Source organism: Nonomuraea sp. NPDC005692, assembly GCF_040631115.1.
GTDB lineage: Bacteria > Actinomycetota > Actinomycetes > Streptosporangiales > Streptosporangiaceae > Nonomuraea.
Genome location: NZ_JBEXYU010000007.1, coordinates 16,733 through 33,756, shown reverse-complemented (window position 1 = coordinate 33,756; position 17,024 = coordinate 16,733). Strand labels below are relative to the sequence as shown.

Below are 17,024 nucleotides of genomic sequence, written 5' to 3'. Positions count from 1 at the left end.
TCGGGGTCGGGCAATGCGCCGTCCATGACGTGCGGGACGCCCGTCGGGAGGGCGGGCGTGACCAGTGATCACCAGTGGATCACAAGGCGGCGCCGGTAGATCAGGACGGGTGAACGATGCTCTCCATCCGCTCAGCCGCAGGGAAGGCCCGTCCGAGGCGTGCGAGCCGTCCGGGCCTGAGCGGCCGGTGATCCCGCTCGACACCTCATTGCCCGACGTGTGCGTGCGCCTGCCCGCGTGCCTGGCGCGGCACGTCCGGTCGGAAGGTGGGATGGGCCGGCTGCTGGGCGGCCTGGCCGTCTCGTGGGGGGTGTACGGGCTGCTGTGGGCCGCGGCCGGGATCTGGCTGCCGGGACCGTCCGCGTTCGCGCTCGCGCTCGCGACGGCTCTGACGTTGCCGCCCGCACTGGTGTCGTTGGTGCTGCACCGGAGGTGGGGGCATCGGGGGTGGTGCTGGGTTCTGCGGTCACTGGATCCGGACGCGGTCATGATGGTCCTGGCCCTGCTCCTCGGCCCGTTCCGGTGGCTTGAACCGGTCTTCTGGGTGGCGGTCTGGCCCTTCCGTCAGATCCTGCGGTTGTTCGCCTGGATCGGGCGGGTTCTGTCAGCTTTGGGCGATCTGTAGCGCCCGGCCTCCAGCTCGGCGGTCGTGAGGCCGGTGGCGAGTGGTGAGCTCATACGGCCGCGGCGACGGCGGCGGCGATGAAGAGCACCTGAAGGCCCGTGCGGGCGGGCAGCGGGGTCACGGGCTTCCCGGCCAGCGTGAGGCCGCGGCGGGCCGCCGAGACGTTGGCCGGGAACATGGCGACCATGAGCAGCGCCAGCCCGATCGCCGCGTACGGCGCGACCGGCGCGAGCAGCAGCCCCGCGGCGCCGGCCAGCTCCAGGACGCCGGTGAGGGTGACCAGCAGGTCCGGCCGCGGGAACGACGGCGGGACCATCGCGACGAAGTCGCGGCGCCAGGAGGGCAGGAAGTGGGGCACGCCGGTGAAGACGAACATCAGGGCCAGGGCGCCTCGCAGGGCCGGCTGCCAGGCGTCCAGTGCGTCGATGCCGACCAGGCCGGCGAGCCGCAGGACGATGAACCCGCCGGTGAGGGCGATGAACGGAACCATTCCGTCCTCCAATCTTGTCGTTGGACAGATTGGAGGAGGTTCGTCATCTTGTCAATGTCAAGCTAGGGTGTGGTCGTCACGCTGAGCCCTGGAACGCGGAGGTGAGGAAGATCAGCCAGCCGTCCTACCACCACGGCAACCTGCGGCGCGTCATCATCGACGCCGCGCTGCGGGCCATCGGCGAATCCGGCCCGGCCGGATGGAGCCTGCGCGAGCTGGCCCGCCGCGCCGGCGTCTCACACGCCGCTCCCGCCTACCACTTCGGCGACAAGCAGGGCCTGCTGACGGCCGTGGCCGCCGAGGGCTTCACCATGTTCGCCGACGCTCTGGAGAACGCGGCCCCCGACGTGTGGGAGGTCGGCGTCGCCTACCTCCGGTTCGGCCTTGACCACCGGCCCTACTTCGAGGTGATGTTCCGGCCCGAGCTCTACCGCGTGGACGATCCCGGCGTCCGATCCGCGCAGCGGCGCGCCGCGGACGTACTCAACACCAGCGCCCACTCGCTGTCGCCGAGCCCGGAACACGACCGGACGACCACGATCGCCGCATGGTCGCTGGCTCACGGCTTCACCACCCTGTGGCTGAGCGGCGCCCTGCCGGAAAGCGCGAACGGCGACCCGGAGGCCCTGGCCCGCTCTATGCTCCGCCTCGTCCTCGGCGCCGTGCCGGGCGGACCGGACGGCCCGTGATACGGCGGGCGCCCTCGCGAGGCGGCGCGAACCCGGGCGCGCCCCGGCGCCCCGAGACCTGGCCACCGGCGCCGTCAGCGACCGTTCGGAACCGGGTCGCCCATCAGGTGGGTTGCGCGTTCCGTGCGCAGGTGGAGTGCCGTGCGGCCGTTGCGTTGTGTCGACACCAGGCCCGCCCCGCGCAGTGCGCCCAGGTGTTGTGAGACCGCGCTCGGCGTGATGCTCAGGCGGGTGGCCAGGGCCGCGGTCGTCAGGGGTTCGGCCAAGGCGGCGAGGATCTGCGTTCTCGTCCGGCCGAGCACCGGGATCAGGCCCGTCAGCGCCGGTCGGGGCGACTCCCGGAGCAGGCCGACGCCCATCGCCGGATAGCGGATCGACGCGGCGGTGACCGGGGCCTTGTCGACACCCACGTCCGGCCAGTTGAAGACGCTGGGCTGCAGGACCAGGCCATGCCCGCCGGCGTCCACCGTGTACACCGAGTGCGGGGTGCGCCGGCCGTGGACCACCAGCTGGCCGTCGTCCCAGGCGATGTCGCGGTGCAGCTCGGCGAACAGCGCCTGCACCCCGCCCTCCACCAGGGTCAGCGCGCGCCGGCCGATGTCGGCCTCCAGCACGGCGCGCATCCGGCCCCACTGTGGCGCGATCAGCAGCTCGTGGCAGCGACGCAGCGCCTCGGCCAGTCGTGGCAGTACCGTCGCGGGCTCGGGGGCGTCCTCGGCCGGCATGCCCAGGACCGCGCCGTACTCGTGCCGGAAGAAGTCCTCCTGCGTGGCGCGTACCAGGTCCAGCTCCGTCGCGATGGAAGGCAGGCGCTGAGCCGGCGCCGGGAACAGGAACGACGGCAGCGGCCCGGCGATCAGCGCGCGCAGCAGCGGCAGCTCGCTCTCGCCCGCCAGCAGCGGGCGCGCCTGGCGCACCCAGGACCGGTGGACGGCATGACCGCCCGTGCCGAACAGGATCCGCAGCGCCAGCACCGTCTCGCCCAGCGGCGAGACGGCGAACCGCACCTTCGCGACCGACGCCGCGGTGAACCTGATCTCGACCGCCATCCGCCCTCATCATGTAGCTGTGACTGAACGATAGCCGAGGCGCGGTGTCCCCCCGCAGGCTGGCGGGCATGAACTCCTTCACCTCCTACGACGGCACCAGGCTCGCCTACCACGTGTTCGGCGACGGCCCCCCCGTGGTCTGCCTGCCAGGCGGGCCGATGCAGGCCTCCGCCTACCTCGGCGACCTCGGGGGCCTCTCGGCGCACCGGCAGCTGATCATGGCGGACCTGCGGGGCACCGGGCAGTCCGCCGTGCCGCCGGACACCGCCTCGTACCGTTGCGACCGCCTGGTCGATGACGTCGAGGCCCTGCGCGAGCATCTCGATCTCGACCGGATGGACCTGCTCTCCCATTCGGGGGGCACGAATCTGGCCGTGCTCTACGCGACCCGCCATCCGGAACGTGTCAGACGGCTCGTCCTGGTCACTCCGAGCGTCGCCGCCGTCGGCATCGGGATCACCGAAGAGGTCCGGCGGGGGACCGCCCGGTCCCGCGAGGGCGAGCCGTGGTTCCCGGGGGCGTACGCGGCCCTGGAGAGGGTCATGTCAGGGCAGGCCACCCGTGACGACTTCCAGGCCATCGCGCCGTTCTGGTACGGCCGCTGGGACGAGACGGCCCAGGCGCACAAGGCCGCCGAGGACGAGCAGCGGAACGACGAGGCGGCAGCCGTCTTCGGCTCCGACGGCGCCTTCGCCCCCGACGCCACCCGTGCCGCGCTCACCCGCTTCACCTCGCCGGTGCTGCTGCTCGCCGGCGAGGTGGACCTGAACTCCCCTCCCGCCGCGATGACCGAGCTCGTCGCGCTGTTCCCGCACGCCGAGCTCGTCGTACAGGCCGGGGCGGGGCACTTCCCGTGGCTGGACGACGCCAACCGGTTCGTGGCCACCACCTCGGCGTTCCTGGGCTGAGCGCCCCCGCCCGGCGAGGGGCCCCTGGCTACCGCCTGCCGGTCTTCACTGAGCGCTCGCTGAGGCCAGGCGGGTGGTGAGGGTTCGCCGGACGGCCGGCCACTCGGATGCGACCACCGCGAACATCGCCGAGTCCCGGAGCATCCCCTCCTCACCGGGTGCCCAGGACATCGACCAGTTGCGGAGAACGCCCTCGAAGCCGATGCCGAGTCGCTCCAGTGCCCGCCGGCACCGGTGGTTGCGGGCGTCGGTCTTCAGATCGACCCGTGCGACCCCGATGCTCTCGAACGCGTACCGCAGCAGCAGAAGCTTCGCTTCGGCGTTGATCCCGGTGCCCTGCGCCGCCAGGTCGACCGCGTGCTCCATCGTCAGCGGCTCCAGCCGCACCAAGGAACCTGCGAGCACGGGAACATCGAGCTGAACGCTCATCAGACCTTCCTCATCGTGCCTGGCGTTGGCACCTTGCCCATGGCTGGGCAGGTTGCCGGACCGTCACAGGGCCAGGTCCCTCGGATCCTCTGGATGATCAACTGAGGCCGATCATCTCCGACGGCCGACGACCTCGTCAACACGTGAGGGCGACGGCGGCGGCGCGGAAACCCCAGCCGGGCACGGCCCGGCTGGGGTTTCCGGTCAGGGACCAGTCCAGCCGTCAGCTGGTGAAACGTCCCTCACGGGTGTACTTGCAGGCCCCGCCGAGGCAGTTGGGGCTGGAGCCCCAGCCGTCGTCATAGCTGACCCTGCGGTGCAGCTTGATCTTGCCCTTGACCTCCTCCGACTGGAGGCCGGGGCCGACCTTCCTGTCCACCTGCTTCCACCAGCTGGTGCCGTTCCAGTAGTACAGGCGGTGCCGGGCCCACAGGTAGCTGGGCGAACCCGCCGGCAGGCAGTTGAAGACGTAGCTCTCCGCGCGACGCTCCTTGAAGCCGCCGAAGCCGAGGGTGGTGAACGACTTGGGCGCCAGTCCGGCCTGGCCGTTCTCGTGCCACAGGTGCCAGCCGAAGTGTTCGGCGGTGCACGAGCCGGAGAGCACGGCGCCGGCCGGAGCGGCCAGGCCGCGTACGGTGACCGGCTCGCTGGTGATCCGCCGTCCCCGCAGGCCGGCGGGCAGGTCGGCGCCGTGGTCGTCGACGAGCCGCTGGGGCACCGGCACGTCGGGCGGGGTGATCTCCAGGTAGGTCTGCAGGTAGCTGTTGCTCCGGTCCCAGGCGATGAGCGGCGCGCGGCCGATGATCCCGAGCTGGGACATCCCCACTTCGTCGGAGGGCCGGCTGTCGGAGAAGGTCACGGTGAGACCGGTCGTGTACTCGATGGAGGCGAGGGGGATCTCCCGGTCGCTTCTCTCGGGTTCGGCCGCGGCCGGGGAGGAGGCGAGCACCATCGTGGCGGCGGTTGCTGCGATGAACCTCATGTCGCTCCTTGCGGTAGATGACGGCCCGCGCAGAACATTAGGCATAGGCCCTTTCAACGGCCTTGAAAATGAGCCCGGCGCATACTTCCGGCGCGCCGGGCCGAATTGACTGTCAGGTCGCTGAAACCCCCGCGGCGGCCTCATCGGCTCATGGAGCCACGGTCAGGGTGAGGGTGGCCGTGTGGTCGAGGGCGACGCCGTCGGCCAGCACCGTGATCGGGTAGGTGCCGGACGCGGTGCTCGCGCCGACCGTGACGGTCAGCGTGGAGGTGGCGCCGGTGGTGATGCTCGCCGGGCTGAAGGAGGCGGTCATGCCCGCCGGTAGCCCCCTGGCGTACAGCGAGATCTGCTGCGGGCCGCCCGAGACGACGGCGCTGCTGACGGTGACGCTCACGGTCTGGCCGGGCTGCACGGCCGCCGCGGTGGGGTCGACCGCGACCGAGAAGTCGCACGTGTACGGCTCCCCGGCGCGGACGGGCACGCGGACGGCGTTCCACGCGGCCTTGACCGTGTTGTACTCCAGGCACGACCCGGGGAACATGTCCAGGGCCGCCTGCAGCGAGGCGCGGCGGGCCATGGTGTGCGGCCAGGAAGTGGTCTTGCGCAGCAGCGTGCCCATGTAGATCTGGCCCGCCTTGCGCGCACCGAGCCCGACGATGGAGGAGGAGTCGCAGGTCGGGCTGGGCGGCTGGCCGTTGGTCGGGTTGCTGCCCTCGGCCAGCAGGTAGAACCAGTGGTTCTGGACGCCGGCCCCGACATCGGGCGGCATCGACGGCACCGCGCTGCTGAAGCAGTCGGGGTGACCGGGGATCAGCGACGGCTTGTACATGTAGCGGATCGGGCCGGTTCCGTCGACGTTGACCTCCTCGCCGACCGTGTAGTCGGGCGGGTCGAGGGTGGCGGGCTGGTTGGCGTACTGCTCGGTCAGCGCGCCGAAGATGTCGCCGGTGGACTCGTTGAGTATGGCCTTCTCGTTGTCGCCGAGGTCGATGCCGGGCGTGGTGGCGAAGACGGCGTGGCCGTACTCGTGCGCCACGACGTCCATCGCGGTGAGCTGGCGGCGGTTGTCGGAGGTGTGGCCGAAGACGGTGTAGTTGCCGTTCCAATAGGCGTTCACGGCGTTCAGGCCGACGCGGGCGGGGTAGCCGTCGCCGACGCCGTTGAAGCCGGAGCGTTCCAGCCACGCCCTGAGCATGTCCCACTCGGTGTCGATCGCGTAGAGCACGTCGACGCAGGCGGTTTCGAAGTTGGTGCCGGTGCCGTTGCCCCAGTTGTCGTCGGGGCCGGTGTAGGCGGAGCCGTTCTGGCCGCCGCAGCGCACGTTCCGCCGTACCGGGTCGATCATGGCGAAGGAGGAGCCGGTCCCCATGGTGCCGATGGTGACCGGGTTGCCGTTGTAGTAGCTGTTGCCCACCCCCTCCCTGACCTCGTCGGACTTCAGGACGACCGCGCCGGTCAGCGCGTCGACGAAGACGTGCAGCTTGCTCTCCCTGCCGCTGATCGCGCCGTGGAGGAGCACCTCGTAGGCCAGCCGGCCGCGTCCTTGCGCCATGACCACCAGCCGGGGCGTGACGATCGAGAAGACCTCGGGCAGCCGGCTCCTGGCCACCCGGGCCGCTTCGGCCGCGCTGAGCCTGGGCGTGGTGGCCACGTCCAGGGGGCTGTCCTGGGAGACGGAGGTGCTCAGGACCTCGCCGGAGGCGGCGCTGACCACGACGAAGTCGCCGCCGTAGACGGGCAGCCCCGCGTACGTGCGGGTGTAGGGCGTGTAGCGCAGACCGCCCTTTCCTTCGATCGGGCTCTGCCGGACGTACGCGTCCTCGGGCGAGCTGCGGAGCAGTGCGGGCCTGGCCTTCACCAGGAGGTCGGCGGGATCGCCTTTGGCGGCGTTCGCCGAGCCGGGGACCGAAGTGGCCACGAGCACACAGGCGGCACTCGTGACCAGGGCTAACACGGCATTGCTTCTCATGGGGTCGCTCCTTTTGCGCCGGCGAGCGATGGATGTGTCACCTGCATTTGAGTTGATGAACTACAAGAGGTCAATATCAAGGTAAATAGGCGGAAAAATTGGGATTTATCACCGTTATGGCCTGTAATTGGCCGAGCCGGGATTCGAGCGCCGAGGCGAGCTCCCGGCTCGGCCCGGCCGGGCGCGGGCCGCTTCCGTGCGGCGCCTGAAGATCATCGCTAGGCTGTCGCGCCGAACGAACTGGAGCCCCGATTGTCGCGATCAGCCTTACTGGTCTGGGTGGCCGCCCTGACCGCTGCCGCCTACCCGACCTGGATCGCCTGGCAGGCCGAAGACCTCGAGTCGCAGCCCTACGTCTGCATGGGCGGGATCGGGGATCTTGAGCACATCTCGCCGTTCCTGCCGCTGCGCGGCGACCTCGGCACGCTGACGGAACTCCTGACGACCTGGGGACTCCCGGCGCTCGTCGTGCTCGCCGCCCTGGGCCACCGGCATTCGGCGGCGGCCGGGAGACGGGCCGCGGGGCTCCTCGTCCTGATCGCGATCGCGACCCCGCTCACCCCTTGGTACAGCGGCGACGGGCCGTGCGGCGAGCTGCTCGAACCGTTCGGCCTGGACTGGTTCCAGGCCGTGATCGGCTCCTGGGGGCCCGTGGAGAACGCCCTGCTGATCTCCGCCGCGCTGGTGCTGCTCGCGACGCACGCGCCGGGCCCCGACCAGGAGCCCGCCATCACGCCCATCTGGCGGACGGGGGCGGTGTTCCTGATCGATTACCTCGTCGTCGCCCACGTCGTCACCCTCGCCGTCGTTCTGACCGACGGCTGGGCGGTCAGCACGCACAGCGGCCTGCTGCGCTGGCTCAGCTTCGAGGAGCTCCTGGACGAGCCCGCCCGGCTGCTGTTCTGGCCGGCGCTGATCGGCTACGTCCTGCTCAGGCGGCGGCTCGCGGCACGTCCTGCCGCGGTGGCGAGCCTTCCCCGGAGATCCACGGTCCCGCCGTGGATCTCGCTGATCTGGACGGCGGCCGTGGCCGCTGCCGCCTTTCCCACCTGGCAGTCCTGGGAGGCCGTGCCCGCCGAGTGGGCGCCTCACATGTCCGGCTCCGGCGTGCTCAGGCTCGTCCTGGAAACGCTGCGCGGCGACGCCGGTCGCGTGGTGGAGTTCGCGATCGTCTGGGGTGTGCCCGTCATCGCCGTCCTGGCCTGCGTCGGCCTGCGGAGCCCTGCTCCCGTGGGCCGGCGGGTGGCGGGGCTGCTGGCCGCGATCGCGGTCGCCCGGCAGCTCCTGCTCACCCTTCGCTTCGACACGGACCTCTGCTGCCCGGCGCCGGGGATCCGGGACGTCGGCGTGCTCTACGTGGACGGCGAGCTCGTGCAGAACGGCGTCCAGGTGCCGGACGGTTGGCTCACGGCGTCCCTGCTGGTGGCGGCCGTGCTGATGCTGGTCGCCGCACGGTGGATGCCCTCCGCCGACCGGCCGGTGCGAACGAGGTCGTCGCGGCGGGTGACGGCGCTGCTGATCGACTACCTGGTCGTGATCACGATTCTCCTCACCCTGCCCAGGCTGGGCGTCACAGACGCGCTGACCCTCGATCACGGGCTGCTGGACTCGATCTGGCGGGAGAGGATGTTCCCGGACGACGAGCGGCTGCTCGTCCTGCTGTCGGTCTTCCTCTACGCGTCGAGCGGGCACACGGTCGGCAAGCTGGTCATGCGCGTACGGATCGTCACCGCCGGTACGGGCCGCCGGCCGGCGTGGCGCAGGTTGGCCGCGCGGGCGCTGGTCTTCCCGCTGCTCGCCTTCGTCCCGCAGGCCGGGATCGCCTTGCTGGTTCTGGACGGGCTGTGGGCCCTGCTCGATCCCGCCGGGTGCAGTCTGCACGACCGGCTCTCCGGGACCCTCGTGGCCGACAGACCGGGCAGCCTGAGGAGCCGGTGACGTAAGGAACTCCACCCATCGGCACGTATCTGAGGCACGCCGGACCCGCTCGGGAGGGGAGGCCACACACATCCCCAGGAGGCGCCCATGCCCAGGATCGGGCTCGAATGGCAGTTCCAGCGTAACGAGCTGAGGTTTCTGGCACTCCACCAAGCTTCCTGACACGTTCCTGCGGACCGACGAGCAGGAGGGCGACGCGACGACCGGCTCCAGGCGGTCGAGCAGGATCCGGACGAGCGCCAAGATGCAGGCCGTGCGCGTGGCCCAGGGGCACCTGAGGACCTACGACGACGTCCAGCCGACCGATGACCTGCGCTTCGTGCCGAACACCAACGTGGGCAACATCATCACCGTGTCCCTGGCGGCGCCCATCAAGAGGTGCGACTTCAACCTCGCCGGCAACCCGGTGATGACGACCGTCTACGCCAAGGGCGACGTACTGGCCTTGACCGCCGGCAGGGACCTCGTCCACGGCACGGCTCAGGCCACCCTGGACGTGCCGCTGGCGGAGCTGCCCGACCGGCTGGGGATGCTCGGCTTCGATCCGAGTGACCGGGTGGGCACATGGCTGCGGGGGCGCCACCAGACGGCCAACCTCATCGGGTTCGTCACGCTGATCCAGTACATGCTGTGGGTCTTCGCCCACCAGAACCTCACCTCCGGCGACGGGCCGAAGGCGGGCTTCGCGCTGCTGCCGCGGACGAACCTGCGCTCGGTCTACATGAACGCGCTGACGGAGGTGGAACGGTCCGCCTTCGACGCCATGGTCAACGCCCTGTCCGACGGGGACAAGGATTCCCGGGTGTGCCCCCGGCCGTACGGTCTGGGCGGGCGGCAGACGTACGACAACCAGCTCAGCCTCTTCTGGTGGCTGCGGTCGATCCAGGCCGGCGACCCCGGCCAGGGCAACGAGACGCTGGCCCTTCACATGAGCGGCGACGGCCCGCGCGGCATCGCCTACGATGCGATGTCCCCGCCTCGCGGCTACCCCGCGCACGAGGGCTTCCCCGGGCGACCGGCGGAATGGTTCACGTACTCCATGGGGCAGAAGACGACGCCGTACAAGGCGTCGCACGTGGTCGTGGAGTACCGGCAGACCGACCTCTTCGGCCTGAAGAACGGTATGGGAACGTACGAACAGTTCGTCACCGCGGCGATGGCCGCGGCCGAGAGCGCCGGCCTGGACATGCCGCACTGACGGCTCAGGTGTGGGCGGGCGTGGGCTCGGCATCTCCCACCAGGTAGATGTCGGCGAGGGCGACCGCGTCGCGGTGGACGGCCGGCGGCGGGTCGGCTTCCTGGAGACTCTGAAGGGCCAGGCGCATGTGCTCGTGGTTCTGTTCACGGGTCCAGGCGCGGCCGCCGCACCGGTCGATCAGGTCCGCGCCCGTGGGCGTGATCTTGCGACGGCGGACGTCACCGTAGCGGGACCGGCTGAGCTGCTCCGCCGGCCACAGGTCCGACAGGTCGTTGTGGTACTGCACCGCCATGCCGAGATGGAACCCGAACCGGCCGACGGCCTCCACCTGCGCGCCGGAGGCGTCGGTCAGCAGGGCCGGCAGGCAGCACACTGCGCGCACGCCCTCGGCGGTCTTGGCCGCCTGCACGGAGATGGCCTGGTCGAGGCTGGTCTCGCAGCGGCCCTCGTGCTCCTCGTCGCGGACCTGGCCCGCGCACAGCTGGAGCCAGCCCTCGCGCATCGTCCGCAGCGCCTGCCGGGTACGGGGGTGCGGGTGCTCGCCCAGGTGGGAGAAGGCCAGGGCCAGCAGGGCGTCACCGGCCATGATGGCGTGCCCGGTGGTGTAGGCCGCCGGCACGGTGGGCCGGCCGCGGCGCTGGGCTTCCAGGTCGATGATGTCGTCGTGGAGGGTCGCCACGTTCATGAGCAGGTTGCCGGCGACGACGGCGGGCAGGCCGCGTTCGACCGGGCCGCTCTCCCGCAGCGGTGACGGCAGGCGGTTCACCACGCGCATGAGCGCCGGATCGGTGATCCGCGCCGTGTCGGCGAGGATCTGCTCGGCGGTACGGGCAGGTCCGGACGGGGCGACAGGCACGTCAGGCAGCTCCGTTCTCTCCCGGGCACGGTCACGTCCATGGACGTGGTGTGTGATGCTGTTTCCGCAGGTTAAGCGGTCAGTGTCTGGGGGAGCGGGTTGCGGGCCGGTGTGTCGTCCTGGCCGGCACGTCCATGTGGCGCCGGCAGAATTTGATCTACATAGTAAAGGCGCTGGCGCGGTCGAGCTGAACGGCTGCGAGAGCGTGTCGCCACTTCGTCTCACCGAAGAGCTCCTGCCCTGCCGCTCGCCACGCCTCAAGTGGGTTCTCGTGTTCCGTCGAGGGCCTTGCGGAGCAGGGTGGTCAGTTGGTCCTGTTCGTGGGCGCTCAGGTTGGCGGTGGCGGACCGGGCGAACTCGAAGGACTGCTCGAAGGCGGCGTAGAGGCTGGTTCCGCTGGGGGGCGGACGATCTGCCGGGAGCGGCGGTCGTCGGGGTGAGGACGACGGCGGACGAGATCGCGCGCCTCGAGCCGGCGGATGATCCGGGTGATGTTGGACGCGTCGCAACCGAGCTCGTCTGCCAGTTCCCGCATCCCGACCTGCCTGGTCAGCCGCCCCAGCACGCAGGCCTGCGCCACGCTCAGGCCGTGCTCCAGGGCCGCGGTTTCGTAGGCAGCTGCCGGCCCGCCCGGAGGTCACCTGCCTGCTCACCGAACGGGACACCGAGGCGATCGGCTACGTCTCCTGGCTGGAGCGGATCAGCTTCTGGTCCGGCGAGGACTACAGCCGATCTGCTCGTCGCGGGCCGCGGCTTCTTTCGCTCGGCTGCTTCTCGGACGGGATGTGCCCGAGCAGGTGATCCGGTGCATGGACACGTCCGCCATCACGTGACTCTGTCCATGCCGGAAGGCTTGCGAGCCGCACGGACCGGCCGTCCGGGCCAGTAGGGTCGGCGTTCATGTACCCGGTCACGATCTCCTCCCCGAGGCTGGCCCTGCGGGAGTTCGTCCCGACAGACGTTGACGGGCTGCTGGCCGTCTACGGCGATCCGCGGGTCACCGAGCACATGAGCTTCGAGCCCCGCAACCGTGAGCAGGTCGAGAGCACCATAGCCGGCGTGATCGAGACGGCCCGGAACGACCCGCGGACGGACTACTGCCTCGCCGCGGTGCTGCCGGACGGCGAGCTGGTGGCGTTCGCGCGCATCTCGATCGACTTCGGACACCCGCTGCAGAACAGTGCCCAGATCGGGTTCGCGCTGCGCTCGGACCGGTGGCGTCAGGGATTGGGCGCCGAGGTCGTACGTCTGCTCCTGCGGCTCGGGTTCGAGCAGCTCGGCATCCACCGCATCTGGGGCGCGCGAAGCCCGTTCAACGAGGCGTCCGGGCGGGTGATGAGCAAGCTGGGGATGGTCGAGGAGGGAGTCATCCGCGGGCACCTGAAGCTGGCCGGCGGGTGGCGGGATTCGGTCGTCCACTCCATCTTGGCTCCCGAGTGGAAGGCGGCGTCCGGCTGATCGAGCCGGAGTCCGTCACGGCGGAGGGGCACTTCCTGGTGGCACGCGTCCCGCGATGCGATCCTCGAAGCACATCGCCGCCAACGTGCGAGAGGAGGCGACGTGACCGGCAGCGGACACCGAGGCCAGGACCCGCATTCAGGAGAACGGGCCACGGACGACGACGTTCAGCCGAACCATGGGGGACACGACACCGCACTGGTGGCGGTGTGGCCGCTGCTCGGATTGCGCCTTGCCACCGCACGCCTTGAACTCGCCGTCCCCACCTCCGCTGACCTCGCGGATCTGTTCGACGCGGCCGCCGCCATCCAGCCCCCTGGCCAGGCCCGCTTCCAGCAGTCCTTCCTGTACGCCTCGTCTCCCGAACGGGAACGGGGACTCCTGCAGCGGCACTGGCGCGCACTGGCCCACTGGCGACCCGACAGCTGGGACCTTCACCTGGCCATCCGCCTGGACGGTACCGCCATCGGCGTGCAGAGCATGTGGGCGACAGACTTCGCGATCACCAGGACCGTCGAGACCGGATCCTGGATCGGCCTGGCCCATCAGGGCCGGGGGTACGGCACCGAGGCCCGCATGGCCGTGCTCGAGCTGGCCTTCACCCACCTCGGCGCGGCCGAAGCGCGGACGGCATACGTCGCCGGCAACCTCGCGTCCGAGGCCGTGTCGCGGAAACTCGGCTATCAGGACAATGGCCACAAGGTTTCCGCCCAGGACGGCGAGCGACTCGTGCAGCACCTCATGGCGATCGACGCCGCCACATGGAAACGACGCTCCCGCGGCCCGGTGGAGGTGACAGGTCTGACTCGCTGCCTCGACCTGTTCGGCGTCGCCGCAGGCAGCTGATCGGGATCAGCCCGAGCCCGTCCGCTTCCGCCACTCATGGCCGGACGGATCATCACCGTCGCGGCGCCCGTGCGGGCGCTCAGCAGCGCGTACGGACAGTCACCTGGTCGGCTTCAGGTATCCGGCGGCGACCAGCCCCGCGAAGGCGATGTCGGTGTCGGTCATCTGTCCGCTGAGCACGTGCTGGACGAACGCGCCGACCGGCATCAGCACGGTCTCGACGAACTCGGCGTCGTCCAGTCTCGGTTCAGCGACTTTCCGGCACCCGCGGGCCAGGACCGCGTGGCGGCGATGTGAGGCGTACGACGCCAGAAAGGTCTGCATGACCACCTCGAGTGTCGCAGCTTCGTAGCCGGTCTCCTCCAGCAGTTCCCGAGCCGCCGCGGCCTCGACCGGCTCGTCTCCGTCCGCGTTTCCGCCCGGCAACTCCAGCAGTACGCGCCCAGGCCCCGGCCGGTACTGCCGGGCCAGCACCACCTGCTCGTCGTCGGTGACGGCGACGATCGCGACGGTCGCGCCGCCCACGAGGATGTCCCACACGTCCTCGCTGCCGTCTGGGTAGCGGTACCGGCGGCCACGAACCTTCAAGAACCCGGCCGGCTCGTCCAGCTCACCCGTCTGCGTCCACTCACCGACCCTGACATCACCCACACGCCCAACTTTACGGTTACCCGGACGAAGAAACGAGGTTCACCGTATAGGTCACCAGGATTTTGGCGTCGACATCTTGCGTGAAGGCATGATAGTCGCACTCGATCGTCTGGAAACCGTTGATCTCGTCAAAGCGTACCTTGCGGTTGAAGGAGCCCTGATAAGGAAGGTCCTCGTTCAGAAACGCTATATGTTCTTCCAGGCCCTGGTTGAATACCAGCATTTGATTGAGATGCCCTTCGGTCTCCTGTTCGAAGTGTGAAACTGTAAGCCGCTTCGTAACGTTGTAGGTGAGGCTCTCGCCTGGCTTGATGCGTGTCGCCCCACTTGGATGCAACGGCTCTTCGAGGTTCAGGTGCAGATATAGAGATTCGGCCTCAAAGGTCTGTTCGTCGTCCACGGCGCGGACGATTCTGGCGGTGAGGGCACCTTTTGGCGCGACACTTCGCGTGCCTACGTTGTGAATGGACGCCAAAGCAACGTCAATTGTCTTGGTAGCCATGATGCCCTCTCCTTGTGAGCTTTACCTCGCGCGGCAGCAGCCACTTGACTCGGCATCCACGTCTCGGTGAACGGTGCCATATCCGCGCTCGCTACGATCTGCAATCGATCGCTATCGTACGGTAGCTACCTACCCTGCTGGCGGCGTCGGCAAAGACGCAGTGCGGGCTCAGCTGGGTGAGGCTGGAGGCTCCCCCACAGAGCCTCAGACGCCCGGCGTCAGCGCCCGCGGGCCGCGAGGTCCTGCTCGGCAGAGATGCGGGCGTAGGTCTCCTCGCCCAGGCGGACGTAGCGGCTGAGATGCACATGAACGGCGGGCATACCGCCCTCTGGGACGGCGGAGTCCGACGCTACCTCGGCACCCTCACATCCACGATCTCTGCCGCAGACGTCAGCGCCCTTGCCTTCTCTGCGGACGGGCGCGTGCTCGCCGTCGGGATGGGCAACGGCGCAGTTCAGCTGTGGGACACCGAAACCCGGCAACCTGTGGGAGCGCCCATCATCACTCCCGGCAGCTGGATCTTCGCCATGTCCCTGCACGACAACACCCTCTACGTCGCGGCCGAGCACGTCCCCTTCCAGCGCTTCGGCCTCACCCCGGCGGCTGCGACCGCCACCATCTGCCAACGGGCAGGCGGAGGCCTCACGCCTGAGGACTGGGCCACCTATTTCCCGGGTCACCCCTTCCAGCCCACCTGCGGCGGTGACGCCCGATGAGGCTTGGATTCGCATCGGTTACGTCCGCACAGGGCCACTCGGTCGGTCTTCGCGGACAAGAACGCCCAACGCCCGGCGCGGCCGTCGCCCGAGATGACCAGCCTGCTTGCGCTGCGGACCATCGGCGGATCACCTTCACCACTTACCGGACCAGCGAGTCATCGCCGCCCCTTGAGCCGTTGGAGCTTGGCTGGAAGGCGACCGTCGTCATGGAGTGAGCTCGTCTGTGGCTGGCCGGTTCTTCATGGTCAGGGCCAGGAGGATTGCGCCGGCGGTGAATACGGCGGCGACGGTGAAGGCCGCGGTGACCCCCTCCGTGAGGACCTGGTGGGCCGGGCCGTGCGAAGCGCGTGTGGCTGCGCCGAACACCGTGACGAGGATGGCCAGCCCCAGCGCGCCACCGATCTGCTGCATGACATTGAGCAGGCCCGAGGCGGCGCCGGCGTCCTCGGCCCGGATCCCGGAGGACAGCACGGTGGTGGCTCCCACCAGCAAGGTGCCCATGCCAAGACCGGCGATCATCATGGGGCCGAGCAGCGCGGAGGCGTAGCCGGTCTGGGGCGTCAGCTGCGTCATCCACAGCAGGGCGACGCTGATCGCCGCGGCGCCGGCGGCGATCAGCGTCTTGGCGCCCAGGCGCGGCAGCAGCCGGGCCGCCGCGCCGGACGAGGCCAGGATCACCAGGGCCAGCGGCACGAAGGCGAATCCCGCCTGCAGCGGGCTGTATCCGCGGACCTGCTGCAGGAACTGGGTGAGAAAGAAGAACATGCCGTTGCCCGCGGCCAGCACGAACAGCAGCACGACGTAGCCGCCGGCGCGGTTGCGGTCGGCGAACAGCCGCAGCGGGACGATCGGCTGCCGGGCACGGGACTCGACGGCCACGAACAGGACCAGCAGGACGGCGGCCACGCCGAGCGCGCCGAGCGTGATCGCGTCGCCGAAGCCCTGCTCGGCGGCGCGGATGAAGCCGTAGACGAGCGCGGTCATGCCGAGCGTCGAGGTCAGCGAACCCGCCAGGTCGAAGCGGCCCGGGTGGCGATCGGTCTCGGTGATGAACAGCGGGGTCAGGATCAGCAGGACGATGCCGATCGGCACGTTGACGAACAGCACCCACCGCCAGGAGATCCAGTCGGTGAGCATGCCGCCGGCGATGAGGCCGATCGCGGCGCCGGAGCCGGAGACCGCCGCGTAGGCCCCCAGTGCCCGTGCCCGGCGCGCAGGGTCCGGGAAGCCTACGGTGATGAGGGCGAGCACGGTCGGTGCGGCGACGGCGGCGCCGATCCCCTGACCGGCCCGGGCCGCCAGCAGCATCCCGGCCGATGTGGCCAGCCCTCCGGCCAGTGAGGCGAGGGTGAAGACGGCCACCCCGCCGATGAGCGCCCGCCGTTGGCCGACGATGTCGCCCACGCGACCGCCGAGCAGCAGCAGCCCGCCGAAGGCCAGCATGTAGGCGTTGAGCACCCAGGACAGGCCGGTCGCGGAGAAGCCGAGGTCGCGCTGGATGTCGGGGAGGGCGATGTTCACCACGTTGGTGTCCAGGATGAACATCGTCTGGCAGATCAGCACGATGGCCAGCACCAGGCCGGGGTTGCGCTGGTGTCGGGCGGCACCGGCGGGTCCGGATCCCGCTCTCGCCACGTGCGTGCTGTGCTCGGTCATGGCACTCCTCAGCATGGTGTCCAAATAAACGAGGAAGCTCCTCGCTTTCGGTGGGCTAA

18 protein-coding genes and 1 riboswitch are annotated in these 17,024 nt (G+C 69.9%); of the genes, 8 read left to right on the top strand and 10 right to left on the bottom strand.

Going from position 1 to position 17,024, the window contains the following annotated elements; translation table 11 throughout:
• The first annotated feature begins 109 nt into the window (after positions 1 to 109).
• A complete protein-coding gene (locus tag ABZ459_RS17415) occupies positions 110 to 625 on the top strand; it encodes a hypothetical protein (RefSeq protein WP_357971254.1) in 516 nt (171 codons plus the stop codon).
• Positions 626 to 674: 49 nt separating this feature from the next.
• Here ABZ459_RS17415 and ABZ459_RS17410 read toward each other — a convergent pair whose 3' ends face one another.
• The gene (locus tag ABZ459_RS17410; protein WP_357971253.1) at positions 675 to 1,115 is read right to left on the bottom strand and encodes a DoxX family protein; all 441 of its coding nucleotides are present in this window, start codon (positions 1,113 to 1,115) and stop codon (positions 675 to 677) included.
• A 101-nt stretch (positions 1,116 to 1,216) separates the two neighbouring features.
• On the opposite strand from ABZ459_RS17410, the gene ABZ459_RS17405 reads away from it, so the two are divergent.
• A complete protein-coding gene (locus ABZ459_RS17405) occupies positions 1,217 to 1,804 on the top strand; it encodes a TetR/AcrR family transcriptional regulator (RefSeq protein WP_357971252.1) in 588 nt (195 codons plus the stop codon).
• Positions 1,805 to 1,878: 74 nt separating this feature from the next.
• Here the strand turns inward: ABZ459_RS17405 and ABZ459_RS17400 are convergent, their stop codons facing one another.
• On the bottom strand, positions 1,879 to 2,853 hold the full coding sequence (locus ABZ459_RS17400) for a DUF5937 family protein (RefSeq protein ID WP_357971251.1): 975 nt from the start codon (positions 2,851 to 2,853) through the stop codon (positions 1,879 to 1,881).
• Positions 2,854 to 2,897: 44 nt separating this feature from the next.
• Between ABZ459_RS17400 and ABZ459_RS17395 the strand changes: the two genes are divergently transcribed.
• Entirely contained in the window at positions 2,898 to 3,761 is an 864-nt protein-coding gene (locus tag ABZ459_RS17395; RefSeq protein ID WP_357971250.1) for an alpha/beta hydrolase, read from the top strand.
• 45 nt (positions 3,762 to 3,806) lie between these two features.
• On the opposite strand, the gene ABZ459_RS17390 is transcribed toward ABZ459_RS17395, so the two are convergent.
• From ABZ459_RS17390 to ABZ459_RS17380, 3 genes are all read right to left on the bottom strand, one after another.
• On the bottom strand, positions 3,807 to 4,190 hold the full coding sequence (locus ABZ459_RS17390) for a GNAT family protein (RefSeq protein WP_357971249.1): 384 nt from the start codon (positions 4,188 to 4,190) through the stop codon (positions 3,807 to 3,809).
• Between the two features lie 7 nt (positions 4,191 to 4,197).
• A riboswitch (SAM riboswitch) is annotated at positions 4,198 to 4,290 on the bottom strand.
• Positions 4,291 to 4,413: 123 nt separating this feature from the next.
• Positions 4,414 to 5,172 (bottom strand): hypothetical protein, encoded by a 759-nt coding sequence (locus tag ABZ459_RS17385; RefSeq protein ID WP_357971248.1) that lies wholly within the window; start codon positions 5,170 to 5,172, stop codon positions 4,414 to 4,416.
• A 148-nt stretch (positions 5,173 to 5,320) separates the two neighbouring features.
• The gene (locus ABZ459_RS17380; RefSeq protein ID WP_357971247.1) at positions 5,321 to 7,141 is read right to left on the bottom strand and encodes a M4 family metallopeptidase; all 1,821 of its coding nucleotides are present in this window, start codon (positions 7,139 to 7,141) and stop codon (positions 5,321 to 5,323) included.
• A gap of 252 nt (positions 7,142 to 7,393) precedes the next feature.
• On the opposite strand from ABZ459_RS17380, the gene ABZ459_RS17375 reads away from it, so the two are divergent.
• Together ABZ459_RS17375 and ABZ459_RS17370 are read left to right on the top strand one after the other, a co-directional pair.
• Positions 7,394 to 9,079: an RDD family protein gene (locus tag ABZ459_RS17375; protein ID WP_357971246.1), complete on the top strand. Its 1,686-nt coding sequence runs from the start codon at positions 7,394 to 7,396 to the stop codon at positions 9,077 to 9,079.
• Between the two features lie 244 nt (positions 9,080 to 9,323).
• On the top strand, positions 9,324 to 10,277 hold the full coding sequence (locus ABZ459_RS17370; protein WP_357971245.1) for a hypothetical protein: 954 nt from the start codon (positions 9,324 to 9,326) through the stop codon (positions 10,275 to 10,277).
• A gap of 4 nt (positions 10,278 to 10,281) precedes the next feature.
• On the opposite strand, the gene ABZ459_RS17365 is transcribed toward ABZ459_RS17370, so the two are convergent.
• Together ABZ459_RS17365 and ABZ459_RS17360 are read right to left on the bottom strand one after the other, a co-directional pair.
• On the bottom strand, positions 10,282 to 11,133 hold the full coding sequence (locus tag ABZ459_RS17365) for a polyprenyl synthetase family protein (RefSeq protein WP_357971244.1): 852 nt from the start codon (positions 11,131 to 11,133) through the stop codon (positions 10,282 to 10,284).
• A 328-nt stretch (positions 11,134 to 11,461) separates the two neighbouring features.
• A complete protein-coding gene (locus ABZ459_RS17360; RefSeq protein WP_357971243.1) occupies positions 11,462 to 11,713 on the bottom strand; it encodes a MarR family transcriptional regulator in 252 nt (83 codons plus the stop codon).
• Between the two features lie 320 nt (positions 11,714 to 12,033).
• Between ABZ459_RS17360 and ABZ459_RS17355 the strand changes: the two genes are divergently transcribed.
• Both ABZ459_RS17355 and ABZ459_RS17350 read left to right on the top strand, forming a co-directional pair.
• A complete protein-coding gene (locus ABZ459_RS17355; protein WP_357971242.1) occupies positions 12,034 to 12,591 on the top strand; it encodes a GNAT family protein in 558 nt (185 codons plus the stop codon).
• Positions 12,592 to 12,693: 102 nt separating this feature from the next.
• Positions 12,694 to 13,437 carry a GNAT family N-acetyltransferase gene (locus ABZ459_RS17350; RefSeq protein WP_357971241.1) on the top strand — a complete coding sequence of 248 codons (744 nt, stop codon included), beginning with the start codon at positions 12,694 to 12,696 and terminating at the stop codon, positions 13,435 to 13,437.
• Positions 13,438 to 13,536: 99 nt separating this feature from the next.
• Here ABZ459_RS17350 and ABZ459_RS17345 read toward each other — a convergent pair whose 3' ends face one another.
• Together ABZ459_RS17345 and ABZ459_RS17340 are read right to left on the bottom strand one after the other, a co-directional pair.
• Positions 13,537 to 14,088: an NUDIX hydrolase gene (locus ABZ459_RS17345; RefSeq protein ID WP_357971240.1), complete on the bottom strand. Its 552-nt coding sequence runs from the start codon at positions 14,086 to 14,088 to the stop codon at positions 13,537 to 13,539.
• Between the two features lie 16 nt (positions 14,089 to 14,104).
• Complete coding sequence (locus tag ABZ459_RS17340; RefSeq protein ID WP_357971239.1) at positions 14,105 to 14,590, bottom strand: hypothetical protein; 486 nt, start codon at positions 14,588 to 14,590, stop codon at positions 14,105 to 14,107.
• Positions 14,591 to 14,895: 305 nt separating this feature from the next.
• Here ABZ459_RS17340 and ABZ459_RS17335 point away from each other — a divergent pair, with 305 nt between their 5' ends.
• On the top strand, positions 14,896 to 15,306 hold the full coding sequence (locus tag ABZ459_RS17335; RefSeq protein WP_357971238.1) for a hypothetical protein: 411 nt from the start codon (positions 14,896 to 14,898) through the stop codon (positions 15,304 to 15,306).
• 207 nt (positions 15,307 to 15,513) lie between these two features.
• On the opposite strand, the gene ABZ459_RS17330 is transcribed toward ABZ459_RS17335, so the two are convergent.
• Positions 15,514 to 16,965 carry an MFS transporter gene (locus tag ABZ459_RS17330; RefSeq protein WP_357971237.1) on the bottom strand — a complete coding sequence of 484 codons (1,452 nt, stop codon included), beginning with the start codon at positions 16,963 to 16,965 and terminating at the stop codon, positions 15,514 to 15,516.
• Between the last annotated feature and the right edge of the window lie 59 nt (positions 16,966 to 17,024).